The sequence below is a fragment of the Enterococcus sp. 4G2_DIV0659 genome (genome assembly GCF_002140715.2).
Lineage (GTDB): Bacteria > Bacillota > Bacilli > Lactobacillales > Enterococcaceae > Enterococcus_L > Enterococcus_L mansonii.
Window position 1 is genome coordinate 812,100 of record NZ_NGLE02000001.1, and the last position, 13,780, is coordinate 825,879.

The following is a 13,780-nucleotide window of genomic DNA, read 5'->3' on the forward strand; positions in this document are numbered from 1 at the left end:
TTGAAAGATTCATTGAATTGATTTATGATTAGAAAGGAATAAATCTATGAGGAGATGGGTAGCAATGATGGAAATAAAGCAAGCTAATAATGAAGTAAACTCTACGAATTCAGCCTTACACACGATGAAAATCGTTAAAAGAGATGGGCGCTTGGTCGATTTTGATGATCAAAAAATTTATGACGCCTTGATCAAAGCTGAACAAAAAATTCGTGGTTCGTTGGATCCGCTTGCCCATGAACGAATTAAAGACATCGTGGAACGAATCGATCAAGAAATTTCAGACCGTTTTAATGAGAACGTAAAAATTTATGAAATTCAAAATATTGTTGAACATATTTTGTTAGCTAGAAATGAATATGAGCTGGCTGAAGAATATATCAATTACCGTACCCGTCGTGACTTTGAACGTAGTAAGGCAACGGATATTAATTTTACGATTAGCAAATTAATCAATAAAGACCAAAGTGTTGTCAATGAAAATGCCAATAAAGATAGTGATGTTTTTAACACCCAACGTGATTTAACTGCTGGAATCGTAGGAAAATCGATTGGATTGAAACTACTTCCTCCTCATGTGGCGAATGCCCATCAAAAAGGCGATATTCATTATCATGACTTGGATTATCATCCATATACACCAATGACCAACTGCTGCTTAATCGATTTTAAAGGGATGCTAAATAATGGTTTTAAAATTGGCAATGCCGATGTTGAGTCTCCAAAATCAATTCAAACTGCAACAGCCCAAATCTCACAAATTATTGCAAATGTTGCTTCTAGCCAGTATGGCGGCTGTTCTGCGGATCGTGTGGATGAATTATTAGCGCCATTTGCTGAATTAAATTATCAAAAACATTTAGCAGATGCTAAAGAATGGATTGAGGGCGCTGAACGTCAAGAGGAATATGCTAAATCCAAAACACAAAAAGACATTTATGATGCGATGCAAAGTTTAGAATATGAGATCAATACACTTTTTACCTCTAACGGTCAAACGCCCTTTACCTCTTTAGGTTTTGGTTTAGGATTAAATTGGTTTGAACGTGAAATTCAACGAGCAATTTTACAAATTCGAATTAATGGTTTAGGAAGTGAGCAACGGACAGCGATTTTTCCTAAGTTGATTTTCACTTTGAAACGTGGAGTGAACTTGAACGAAAACGATCCAAACTACGATGTAAAACAACTTGCATTAGAATGTGCGACTAAACGCATGTATCCAGATATTTTAAACTATGATAAATTAGTCGAATTAACTGGTAGTTTTAAAGTGCCAATGGGTTGCCGTTCGTTCTTACAAGGTTGGAAAGATGAGCATGGTGAAGAAATCAACGTCGGACGTATGAATTTAGGTGTTGTCACCTTAAATCTCCCTAGAATCGCAATGGAAGCTCAAGGAGATGTTGAGAAGTTCTGGACACTGCTAGAAGAACGCTTAGAAACGATGAAAGATGCTTTAGTCTATCGTGTTGAACGCTGTAAAGAAGCAACTCCAGCAAACGCACCGATTCTTTATATGTATGGTGCTTTTGGAAAACGCCTGGATAGAAAAGATTCTGTCAACGAACTCTTTAAAAATAAACGTGCCACGGTTTCATTAGGATATATTGGTTTATATGAAGTGGCCTCAGCCTTCTATGGTGGCGATTGGGAAGAAAATCCTGAAGCCAAAGACTTTACGATTGCGATTTTAAAAGATTTGAAAACTCATGCAGATAAATGGGGGAACGATTATGGCTATCACTTTAGTGTGTATTCAACACCAAGTGAAAGTTTAACTGACCGTTTCTGTCGTTTAGATACTGAAAAATTTGGTATAGTAGAAAATATCACAGACAAAGATTACTACACAAATAGCTTCCACTATGATGTTCGCAAAAATCCAACACCTTTTGAAAAATTAGACTTTGAAAAAGATTATCCACAATATTGCTCTGGCGGTTTTATCCATTATTGTGAATATCCTGTTTTACAGCAAAATCCTAAAGCATTAGAGTCTGTTTGGGATTATGCGTATGATCGCGTTGGCTATCTAGGAACAAACACACCGATCGATCATTGTTACGAATGCGGTTTTGAAGGAGATTTCCATCCAACAGAACGTGGCTTTGAATGCCCCCAATGCGGCAATCATGATCCAAAATCATGTGATGTGGTAAAACGAACTTGTGGTTATCTTGGTAATCCCCAAGCTAGACCGATGGTTCACGGAAGACATAAAGAAATCTCTTCTCGAGTGAAACATATGAAATAAAAAGCGGAACGAACCGGTTAGATCTCGAACAAATTAGGAAAATGATGTGAAGATGTTTTTTATCTTTACAGCATTTTATCTATTTGTTGAGAGATCTGGTTCGTACAGCTAGATTAAATAAAAAGCGGAACGAACTGGTTAGATCTCGAACAAATTAGGAAAATGATGTGAAGATGTTTTTTATCTTTACAGCATTTTATCTATTTGTTGAGAGATCTGGTTCGTACAGCTAGATTAAATAAAAAGCGGAACGAACTGGTTAGATCTCGAACAAATTAGGAAAATGATGTGAAGATGTTTTTATCTTTACAGCATTTTATCTATTTATTGAGAGATCTGGTTCGTACAGCTAGATTAGATAAAAAGCGGAATAAGTCGTTTAGCTCTCGAATAATAAGAAAGAAAAATATAGCGATGCTTTTTATCGCGGATTTTTACTCCTTATTATTGAGAGAGCTGGCTTATGCACTCTTTTACAGGCATCGTTTTTATTTGAAAGGATGATTAAATATGAATAATCCTAAACCACAAGAATGGTTAGCAGATAATCTTAGTCAAAATTACATTGCTGATTACAAAGCATTTAACTTTGTTGATGGTGAAGGTGTAAGAAACAGTCTTTATGTCAGCGGGTGTTTATTTGCTTGTGAGGGATGTTTTAATAAAGCTGTGCAGAATTTTCATTACGGCAAACCTTTTACAAAAGAATTAGAAGACAAAATCATCGAGGATTTATCTCATGATTACGTGCAAGGCTTAACTTTATTAGGTGGAGAACCTTTTTTGAATACAGAGGTATGCCTAAGCGTTGTGGATCGAATCCATCAAGAATTCGGTGAAAAAAAAGATATCTGGTCTTGGTCTGGTTATACGTTTGAAGAGTTGCTATTAGAATCCGATGACAAACTTGAATTATTAAACAAAATAGATATCTTAGTAGATGGCCGTTTTGAATTATCTAAAAAAAATTTAAATCTTCAATTCAGAGGTAGTAGTAATCAACGAATTATTGATGTAAAAAAATCTTTAGCTTGTAAACAAGCTGTTATTTGGGAAAAATGCCATGACGCAGATCAAGCATACGAGCAAATAAAAAAAGCCACATTCATTTAGTTTAAAAATGAATATGGCTTTTGCCATTTTATACAAAGACTTTATCGAATAAATGGTAAGAACAAAAAACAAATGCTCCACTTCTTTTCCGACCTTCATTTTTTAAGAAGAACCATTTTTAAAAAATGAAAGAATTTCAGGGCGCATCTTGCTATGATCAACAATCGGAGCTGGATAATCTTTTCCAATATAGCAACCAACAGCTTTTTGACGTTCTAATGACATTTTATGCGGTTCATGAATAGAATCATTAGGTACAATACGTAATTCTGGAACAAACGCTCTAATAAAATCTCCCTTAGAATCAAATTTTTCTCCTTGTGTTGTTGGATTAAAGATTCTAAAATAAGGAACTGCATCAGTTCCTGTAGAAGCAGCCCATTGCCACCCGCCAATATTACTTGCTGAGTCATAATCAATCAATTTTTCTTGAAAATATTCTTCCCCCATTCGCCAATCAATCATTAAATCTTTCGTTAAAAAAGAAGCAACAATCATTCGTAAGCGGTTATGCATCCAGCCCGTTTGATTCAATTGTCTCATTCCTGCATCCACAATTGGATACCCTGTATTTCCCCTCGCCCAGCTATCAAATAGCTCTTGATTATAGCTCCATTTTAGTTGTCGATATTGTTCTTTGATTTCTTGCGTTCTTTGCTTAGGATTTTCAAAGTAAATCATATTGTAAAAATCTCTCCAGCAAAGTTCAGAAATAAACGTGTGACGTCCATCCGAATCAGGTTCAGCATTCATCGCATGCCATACTTTACGAATCGATATTTCCCCTGTTCTTAAAAATCTTGAAAGTTGGCTTGTTTGATTTAAGGATGGATAATCTCTATTTTCTTGATAGTTATGTAAATGATTTTTTACGAAGTCTTTTAAATAATTTTCAGCGATTTCTTCGCCACACTCGTATTCAAATGGTAATTCTATTTTTTCAACGAGCGTTTCAAATTGTTTTTGGCCTTCGTTAAATAAAGGATGAGATAGCTGAGTAAACGTGCGGCTCAAGCTTTTGTTTCTTTCGTAAGGTCGTTTGGGCATTGTTGACCATTTTCTAAAATAAGGGGTAAATACCTTATAGCTTTCTCCCGTAGGCTTCTTAATTTCCTCCACTCCATGTAAGTGACTATCTTGAAATGAATATTCTTTAATGTGGTTTTGTTTAAAAAAAGCTGACATTTTTTGATCACGTTGTCTGCCAAAACCTCGTTCATCTTTATTAAAATAGATTGTATCCCAATCACTATATGCTTTCTTTAAAGCTAAAAAATTTTCTTCTGTATCTCCATATAAAAAATGAATGTCTATATCTTTAGCTTTGGCAGCCCTATAGAAAGTTCTCAAACTAGAGAAAAACGCATCATGATTATAACTTCCTTTCAAAAACTGCGCTGGATTTAATTGGAATAGACAAATCCGTTCATCTGATTCTGGGCTATTCTCCAACATTTTATTAAAGGCCGTATTATCATCGAAGCGTAGATCTTTTCGAAACCACATAATCGTTTTTCCCATATTTATTCCTTCCTAACCTCTTATTATATGTCAATCGTAGCACAGAAAGACGTTTCTAACGAATACTAACATGTAATTTAAATCACTTTATTTTTCGGCGCCTTTTACTTTGCTGTTATTTTTATGAATACTTATTTTCTTCTTTGTCCCATAATGGCAACACAATATTCTCATAGGTCATCGGATCTAGATTAGTCAATGTAATCCCTAATAAACGAATGCCTTGTTCTAATCCTAGAATCTCTTCCCAAATCAAATTGGCTTGATAGTATAGTTCTTCTTTTTTAGAAATATATTCTGGGAGTGTTTGGCGCTTGGTCACCGTCGTATAATCAGCATAACGAACTTTTAAAACAACTGTTTTCCCATGCTTTTGAACCCTTTCTAGGGATTCTTCCACTCTGGCAGCTAACTGCCTTAATTGAGCTGTTACTTGTGCTTCTGTCGTTAAAGGCGTGCCATATGTATGCTCTTTTCCCACTGATTTGCGATCTCTAGTGATATTTACAGGAGAATCATGGATGCCTCGAACTTTTCGATACAGAGAATAACCCATTTTACCAAAATAACGAATGAGCTCCATCTCATCTCTGTTATAAAGATCTTCGCCATTAAATATCCCTAAGTCATTCATCTTAGGAACCGTTTTTTTCCCAACGCCATGAAACTTTTCAATCGGTAATGCTTTTAAAAAAGCTTCTGCTTCATCAGGCATGACAACCGTTAATCCTTTAGGCTTTTGGAAATCGGAAGCTAATTTTGCCAAAAATTTGTTGTAACTAACACCTGCTGAACAAGTTAGTTGTAACTCGTTCCATATGTCATATTGGATCAACTTAGCAATTTTGATTGCTGATTTACTATTAACTTTATTCGTTGTCACATCTAGATACGCTTCATCAATCGAAACTGGCTCGATAATATCTGTATAACGGTGAAAAATTTCTCGGATTTCTTTAGAAATATCAGAATATTTTTGGTAATCTCCAGCTTTAAAAATGGCTTCTGGACATAATTCATACGCTTTTTGGGCACTCATTGCTGAATGAATACCAAACTTTCTAGCCTCGTAGTTAGCTGTAGTCACAACGCCTTTGCCTCCTGTGTCACTAGGATGACGAGCAATTACCAAAGGATGTCCGACTAATTCTGGATGGTCTCTTTCTTCTACAGAAGCAAAAAATGCATCCATATCAATATGAATAATTTTACGAGAAATATCTTTTTTTAAAGGGAAACGCAGCTCATTAATCATAATCGTTCTCCTCCTTTACATTTCAGATTGAAACGAAGGGATAAAACTCCTCGTGTTTCTGCATATGTTCTTTTAATTAAATTTGAGATAAATCCCTTGCTCACTGTCTAAAAGCAATCGCTCGATTTTGGCTCTCGCTTCAGATGAAATGACTGAAACGGCTGTGACTTTATCAGCAACTACTACTAAAGGATCTACGATTCGCGTTTTTTTCTTTTGAAAAATGTCATACGACTCTTCACTGGAGCAAATCTTGTAATTTAATGGCCTAGAAGAAGTAATTTTTGCTAAAAGCTCATTAATTTCAGACGATTTCGCTGCGTTTAATTTCGTTAAAAAGAGTGAATCCGTCACTAATAAATCGTCTAATGTCAATAAGTTATTCTTCAGTCCAATAGTAATTGCTTTAGCAAACCACTCATAGCTGCAAATATTTTGAGGATCATAAAAGAAATCAATGACTACTTTTCGGTATTGATCAATAAACCAAAGCGCCCATTGTGTTGACATTAGAACGATTCTGTCTTCAATAATTTTCAATTCTCTCAAAAATGAATGAATTTCTTGAATAGGGACAGAAAAATAACGGTGTACTTCTCTTAACGTATAATCGATTCGATCACAGCAAAGTAAGGGTGCCGATTGTTCTAACAAGGTCCATTGTTTGTCATTAAATACTATCTGTTGATAGTCAAAACCGTACTGTTTTAGCACGCTAGGAATGCTTGAAGATTCAATTAATTCTTCTTTGATTTTTTCATGATAATCATCTGCTTCATTAGATAATGCCAAATCGATGACATGAGAAAATGCTGTATGGGAAATGTCGTGAAGTAAACCGGCGATTTGCTCCTCTATCGACCCACCTAATTTTCTGATCAATAGCATAACACCAAGTGAATGCTCATATCTAGTCTCATTCCACAGTGGATTCATCAAAAAAGCTGGTCCAGCCATATGCACGTCTTTTAAGCGCTGCACTTCATCAGATAAAATCAATGCTTTAAGCACTTCTTCAACTTCATAAGAACCATACAAAACATCTGTCACAAGCATTAACCTTACTCCTTTATCTTTAATATCTCTTGTCCCTATTATATACGAACGTTTGTTCATTTTCAACTTATTTCATTATACACAAAAAAGAAGTAAATAGAGCTTCAAAAGGCTCTATTTTACTTCCTTCATACCGAACGATTCAAGACTGAGAATACCAAGTAGAGTAGCTTTCCTATTTAAATAGTTTTAGTGATTCCTTTAAAACGTAAATTCCATTTTTGGACCTGTATAAACCCCATTTGTCCAGTTCCCTGTTATCTTATTCATTCCTGGTTCAAATAAATCTGTTAATGAAACATCTTGAACACTTTCTTTTGAAAAGATGCCTTTAGCCTTAATACCAAAACTAGTGGTTTCTTGTTCATTCAATGAGTAGGAAACGGTTAAAGGAATTGAATTTTTATTACTAAAAGTAACAATTGCAGAATTAGTTGCAGGATCTGCTTTTTTTACTCGTATCCCAATATCCGATACATTCGCTATGCCAATATTTTGTTTAATCGTTGTTATTGCAGATGTTTTTTCAAAATAATAACAAGCGATAATTTTTTTATCTGCCAATGCAGCTGGTTTTCCATCTATCATTTCAGGAGCTACTGGCGCATCACTTGAAATCCCTAAATATATATTTTGTCCATAAGATAATTGACTAATTTTAAATTCCCCAAATGTCGTTGGTGTTTTGACCGAAGTTAAAATATTACCATTTTCATCATAAGCAGTTAAATCAACGGATTTTAATGTTTCAAAGGTATCTTTTTGACCATTTAAGTTAGAATCATTGAACACATAACCCGAAATAGAAGCATATTGCTTGATACCAAAGAAGAATTGATTCGTCTTTTTAAATTTCAACCCTGTTAAATCATATGAATTGCCAAAATAATCGACTTTAGCAAAACGAGTCGCTGGGATATGGTCAATCAATGTACCTAATTGACGAATTTGATTGATTGTTTTAGTAATTGAAGTAGCCGTTTCTTCCCCTAACAATTTGCTGTAATCTAATTTATCTGCCTCATCAGCGATTTTAGGCAAAATAGAAGCCAATAATTTGATATAGTCATTATCTGAATTGGTATCAATATCACCTGTAGATATAAGCTCAGGATTATTCAAAATACCTGTCAGGTCTCCACCTAAAACAATTTCTATAATTGCTTTAACTTTACTAATATTTGTTACCATATCTGAAATAGTTAAATTAAATGGTGAACGAACAATGATGTATAAATCCGATTTTACATCTGGAATATTAATTAATTGTCCATTTTTAGTTGTACGTAGATAAATTGCATCCGCAATATCTACATTTCCATTTAATGAACCCAGCACTAAACTAGGCACATCCAGCGATTTTAATTCACCATTTTTTACGACTTCCGCTAAGCGACGAAGATTCAAAATCATCATTGTTTTACCATTCATGATACTTTCTTCTTCATCCATCAAACCATTCCAGTTTTTGTCCTCAAACGGTAAAATATCTAACGAAGTGATTTTCTTTAATGGTAAATTTTTTGTGTACAAAAATTTTGAAGGACTAGTTGCGTCAATCTTGACAATCCCGCCAAGTTGTTGATTATTTCCATCAACAGCATTTCCTTCAAATAAAATCGGACGATACGTAGCGTCAAAATTATAACGTAAATAATACGTTCCCCGTTTTAGTCTCGTAAAACTAAATAACCCAACACTATTACTAGTTGTTTTCTTGAGCGAATTTTGGTCATTCTGTGCATCTTCAACTGAAGAATACAAACCAATTTGTTGTTTTGGTGCAGCAATTTCTAAATTTTTCAATTCCATAATACCATTTTCATTCATATCTCGATAAACGACACCAGAAATTGTATTAATGGAAAAATCTGGTTTGGCAGCATCTGCTGTCTCTTGCCAACCCAAAAATACCAATAACATAAACAAACAGATTAACATTCTTTTTCTACTCATTAATTTCTCCTTTTCCCCACTCCACTTGATAATCCCTGTCTTAATAATTATGGACCTAATCTATCGTTTTTAACTAATTTATGTTATTAAAATGATAGAATAAGTTCACTTTATTACTTTAATATAAAAACATCGATATTTTTACCATTTTTATAGAAAAAATCAAAAATTATTGAGAAAAAATATCATTTAAACAAAAAAGAATAAAACAAAACAACTACTCGCTTTGTTTTATTCTTGTATTTTCATTTCTCTACGCTACTTATATTGCGGCTTTTCCCCGTTCTCCAGTTCGAATTCGGATGGCTTCTTCTACATTATAAACAAATATCTTTCCATCTCCTACTTCTTCAGTTTGGCAAATAGCCAGAATCAATGAAATGACAGACTCGACATCTTTATCTAAAACAACAAAACTAACTTCAACTTTCGGCAGTAATGTCGTAATAATTTCTTGTCCTCGAACATATTCTTTTAATCCTTTTTGGTTGCCAACTCCTAATACTTGAGTCACCGTCATCCCAGTTGCTTCAAAGCCTTTATCCATCATCGCTTTCAATTCTTCTAATTTCTCTTGTTGAATGATTGCTTCTACTTTTTTCATGCCGTTCCCTCCTATGAATCCAATCCCATAAACGTTGGATATGCTGTTTCATCATGCTCAATTCGATCCATTCCTAACGCTTCTTCTTTTGCTGAAACACGAATAGGCATAAATAATTGGATGCCTTTAATGATAATAAAACTCGCAACTCCTGCAAAAACAACAGTAAAGATGATGCTAGCAACTTGTGCTATAAATAATTCACTACTTCCATAAAGCAAACCAGTTTTTCCGCCAATAGATGGATCAGCAAAAATACCTGTCATCACTCCGCCAAATATACCGCCAACACCATGACAGCCAAAAGCATCCAGCGCATCATCATAACCAAATTTATGTTTAACAGATGAAATAAAATAATAACAAAACGGACTAACCAAAGCGCCTAAAACAAAGGAGCTCCAAAGAGAAACAAATCCTGCACCTGGTGTAATTGCGACCAATCCTACAACAGCTCCAGTACAAGCTCCAACTACAGTCGGTTTCCCAATTGCCAATTTTTCAATTAGCATCCATGAAAGCATTCCACTCGCTGCAGCTGTATTGGTTGTCAACAGTGCATGAATCGCCAAGCCATCCGCCGCTAAAGCTGAACCTGCATTAAAGCCAAACCAACCGAACCAAAGAAGACCTGTGCCCAGCACAACAAAAGGAATATTATGCGGTCGGTATTCGGTTTGCTTATACTCTCGTCGATGTCCTAACACAATCGCTAAAACTAGACCGGAAATTCCTGAACTAATGTGAACAACATTGCCGCCAGCAAAATCAATGGAACCGATCTCTTCTAAAAAGCCACCACCCCAAACCATATGAGCCATAGGATAATAAACAACTAAAGACCAAATCCCGATAAATAAAAAAATAGCAGAAAAACGCATCCTTCCAACAACTGCTCCTGTAATAATCGCTGTCGTAATTATGGCAAACATCATTTGAAAACCAGCGAATAAAGCTTCTGGTATCGTTTTTCCTTCAGTCATTGAAACATGATTAAAAAATAATTTATTGACATTTCCTATAAATGAGTTTCCGCCACTAAAAGACAATGTGTAGCCAACTGCAACCCAAAGTACAGAAGCAAGTCCCATCACACAGATGACCATCATCATGGTATTAAGAATATTTTTTCTTCTTTCCAAACCGCCATAAAAGAATGCTAAAGCGGGGGTCATCAAAAAAATCATCGCAGAGCAAATCATGATAAAAGCAATATTTCCCGTTTCCATACTAAATCCCTCCAATATCAAATATAAGCCAACCTTCATTTAGCTATGTCAGTTATTTTAACAGCATTTTTTCAATAATCACAACAAAAAACCGTAGTTCCTCAAAATAATTTGATTTTTCTGACAATTAAAGTTACAAAATATGACATCTATACCAATGGAGCGTTTCCTTTGAATATGTTAGCAATGTACAGAAACCAATTTACACAAAAAAAGAGTGCGTGACAAAACTAAAAATCAGTTTTGTTTCACACTCTAATTCCTAATAAACGGTGGACAAAAGTCAGGTTCTTCGGCAATTTCGCAAAAACCGAGCAATACAAGAAGCGTATTGTTCGATTTTTACTCCAATTGCTCGAACCTAATCGACTTTTATCTCAACCTCTTTTTCATTTAAGGACGTTCATTCTACATGATATTCCTTATACACTTCTTGTTTTTTTAAACCACGTAATTTAGCCACTTCTTTGATTGCTTCTTTTGAAGAGTTTCCTGCATTAATTAAGAGCTCTACATGTTCGTTGATCGAAAGAGCTAAGTCTTCATCATCAATTGCTTCCTCTCCAGAAAATCCTTCCACCAAAAGACAGCACTCCCCTTTTAGCGTATGATCTGCTAGATATTCTGCTAATTCAGACAACGTTCCACGAAGATATTCTTCATGAAGTTTCGTTAATTCTCGACAAATAACTGCTTGCCGATTTTCTCCAAATACTTCTGAAAGATGTTTAATGGTTGTTCCAATTCTATGTGGAGATTCATAAAAAATTTGTGTTGGTCTCATTGATTTTAGTGTCTCTAATGTTTCCAACTGCTCTTTTTTCTTCCTTGGTAAAAATCCATAAAAAGTGAATGGTTGTGGCGATAATCCTGAGGCGATTAGAGCCGTAATTCCAGCAGTTGGTCCAGGTAATGCAATCACTTTGATACCACGTTCAATACACGCTTCTACTAATTCGTGTCCAGGATCACTAATAGAAGGCATTCCTGCATCACTTACTTGAGCAATAGTTTCTCCTGATTCAAGCCTTTCTATAAATTGTGGAATCCGCTCTTTATAGTTATGTTCATGAAAACTAACTTGAGGCGTTGTAATTTCAAAATGATTCAGTAATTTTTGTGTATTTCTAGTATCTTCACTGGCAATGATTGTTGCTTCTTTCAGACTACGAATACAGCGAAAACTCATATCCTCTAAATTTCCTATAGGGGTTGGAACTAGGTAGAGCTGACCGCTAACGGATGTGGTATAACTTTTTTGTATTTGCATAATAGCTCCTTTTTCTCTAGTTTACGTGTAAAAAGAGGATGGGATATGACTCGAAGAGTTATGTCCCACTCACGTCACAAAAGTGTCTGGACCATAACTCTTTGAGTTATCCCCCAGACACTAAAAAGATGAATAAACAACAAAACGAAAGCAGTTTTTTCGTAAATAAACTGAAACTCATAAAATGTGACACATACATTTATGAGTTTCGACCTATTCTTTGAAGTAGACTGCTTTCGCTCTCGACTCTTTTAATCTAATAATGTAAGTCTATGCGACATTTTCTCATATACTTCATCGGATGATTATGAAAAATAGCCAGCTCAAGCTTATCTACTACGTTCTCCATAGATTACATCTAAACAAAAAGCACATTCTTCATCATTTTCACGGCGGGAACCATATAAAATATTACAGACATGAAAGCCTTCTTCATATAATTTTTCTAAGTTCATTCGCGATTTAGACAATTCTTGCTTCGCTGGATCATTCGGGTCACTAGCTAATTTCGTTAACTCTTGCAAATGTTCCCTCAATCGTTGATTTTCGATTTCAAGTGTTGTATTTTTTTCGACTAACTCATGTAGCGCCTCTTTAATCTCTGATAATTGACCCAACGTTCCTTGCAAATCAGTTTCTAGGGAGCTCAACCCGTCATATAAAGAGCGTTTATCCATTCTGATCACCTTTTTCGGCTTGTGCTTTTTCTGTTGCTTCTTTGATCTCTTCATAGTCATATTCCACAGCAGTTTCACGTCCAACTAAACGAACTTTGATGATTCGACTTAAGAGATTCAAACCAACTACACGTCCTTTACCATCTGGTGTAATCACTTCTTTACCATAATCAGGTAACTCTTTCTTTGCTGCTTCATATTCATCATTTTCATATTTTAAACAGCACATCAAACGTCCGCATAACCCCGAAATTTTCACAGGATTTAAAGATAGGCCCTGATCTTTTGCCATCTTAATCGACACTGGCATAAAATCACCTAAGAATGTTGAGCAACATAATTGTCTGCCACATGGACCGATTCCACCCAAAATTTTCGCTTCATCTCTGACACCGATTTGACGCAACTCAATCCGAGTACGGAAAATAGCTGCCAAATCTTTGACCAATTCACGAAAATCAATACGTCCATCCGCTGTAAAATAAAAAACCATTTTACTGCGGTCAAAAGTATATTCTACACGAATCAGCTTCATTTCTAATTCATGAGCGCGAATTTTTTCTTTAGCCACACTTAGTGCCGCATTGGCATCATCTATATTTTTTTGTTCTTTTTCTAAATCTGTTTCTGATGCTTTATTTAAAATCGGTTTTAATTCCTCTGGTAAGTCTTCTGGATCGATGGTTTTTTTCGGTATTGCAACGGTGGCAAGTTGTTTCGATTGCTGCGATTCTACCAAAACTTTATCGTTGTAAAAATACTCTGATTTTCCAGGAGCAAAATAATAGATATGACCAGCTTCACGGAAACGAACTCCTACTACTTCTACCATTTTCATCCTC

11 protein-coding genes are annotated in these 13,780 nt (G+C 35.2%); 2 read left to right on the plus strand and 9 right to left on the minus strand.

The annotated features are described in order from the left end of the window. The first annotated feature begins 64 nt into the window (after positions 1 to 64). Both nrdD and nrdG read left to right on the plus strand, forming a co-directional pair. Positions 65 to 2,257: an anaerobic ribonucleoside-triphosphate reductase gene (gene nrdD / locus A5880_RS03815; RefSeq protein ID WP_086331878.1), complete on the plus strand. Its 2,193-nt coding sequence runs from the start codon at positions 65 to 67 to the stop codon at positions 2,255 to 2,257. Positions 2,258 to 2,767: 510 nt separating this feature from the next. After that, positions 2,768 to 3,370 (plus strand): anaerobic ribonucleoside-triphosphate reductase activating protein, encoded by a 603-nt coding sequence (gene nrdG, locus A5880_RS03820; protein ID WP_086331879.1) that lies wholly within the window; start codon positions 2,768 to 2,770, stop codon positions 3,368 to 3,370. Between the two features lie 102 nt (positions 3,371 to 3,472). Here nrdG and A5880_RS03825 read toward each other — a convergent pair whose 3' ends face one another. The 9 genes from A5880_RS03825 to A5880_RS03865 all read right to left on the minus strand — a co-directional run bounded on the left by A5880_RS03825 (position 3,473) and on the right by A5880_RS03865 (position 13,770). Beyond that, the gene (locus tag A5880_RS03825) at positions 3,473 to 4,891 is read right to left on the minus strand and encodes a cryptochrome/photolyase family protein (RefSeq protein ID WP_086331880.1); all 1,419 of its coding nucleotides are present in this window, start codon (positions 4,889 to 4,891) and stop codon (positions 3,473 to 3,475) included. 121 nt (positions 4,892 to 5,012) lie between these two features. Next, the gene (gene dinB, locus A5880_RS03830; protein ID WP_086331881.1) at positions 5,013 to 6,146 is read right to left on the minus strand and encodes a DNA polymerase IV; all 1,134 of its coding nucleotides are present in this window, start codon (positions 6,144 to 6,146) and stop codon (positions 5,013 to 5,015) included. 72 nt (positions 6,147 to 6,218) lie between these two features. Next, the gene (locus A5880_RS03835) at positions 6,219 to 7,202 is read right to left on the minus strand and encodes an HD domain-containing protein (protein WP_086331882.1); all 984 of its coding nucleotides are present in this window, start codon (positions 7,200 to 7,202) and stop codon (positions 6,219 to 6,221) included. A 201-nt stretch (positions 7,203 to 7,403) separates the two neighbouring features. Beyond that, the gene (locus tag A5880_RS03840; RefSeq protein WP_086331883.1) at positions 7,404 to 9,158 is read right to left on the minus strand and encodes a hypothetical protein; all 1,755 of its coding nucleotides are present in this window, start codon (positions 9,156 to 9,158) and stop codon (positions 7,404 to 7,406) included. A gap of 262 nt (positions 9,159 to 9,420) precedes the next feature. Beyond that, on the minus strand, positions 9,421 to 9,762 hold the full coding sequence (locus A5880_RS03845) for a P-II family nitrogen regulator (RefSeq protein ID WP_086331884.1): 342 nt from the start codon (positions 9,760 to 9,762) through the stop codon (positions 9,421 to 9,423). A gap of 11 nt (positions 9,763 to 9,773) precedes the next feature. Further along, entirely contained in the window at positions 9,774 to 10,991 is a 1,218-nt protein-coding gene (locus A5880_RS03850) for an ammonium transporter (protein WP_086331885.1), read from the minus strand. Positions 10,992 to 11,394: 403 nt separating this feature from the next. Then, positions 11,395 to 12,261, minus strand: coding sequence for a 16S rRNA (cytidine(1402)-2'-O)-methyltransferase (gene rsmI, locus A5880_RS03855; protein ID WP_086331886.1), 867 nt, complete (start codon positions 12,259 to 12,261; stop codon positions 11,395 to 11,397). Between the two features lie 329 nt (positions 12,262 to 12,590). Continuing rightward, positions 12,591 to 12,938, minus strand: a complete 348-nt coding sequence (locus A5880_RS03860; protein WP_086331887.1) for a DNA replication initiation control protein YabA — start codon at positions 12,936 to 12,938, stop codon at positions 12,591 to 12,593. Then, a complete protein-coding gene (locus A5880_RS03865; RefSeq protein WP_086331888.1) occupies positions 12,931 to 13,770 on the minus strand; it encodes a PSP1 domain-containing protein in 840 nt (279 codons plus the stop codon). Before A5880_RS03865 ends, A5880_RS03860 begins: the two co-directional genes overlap by 8 nt. Positions 13,771 to 13,780 lie beyond the last annotated feature (10 nt).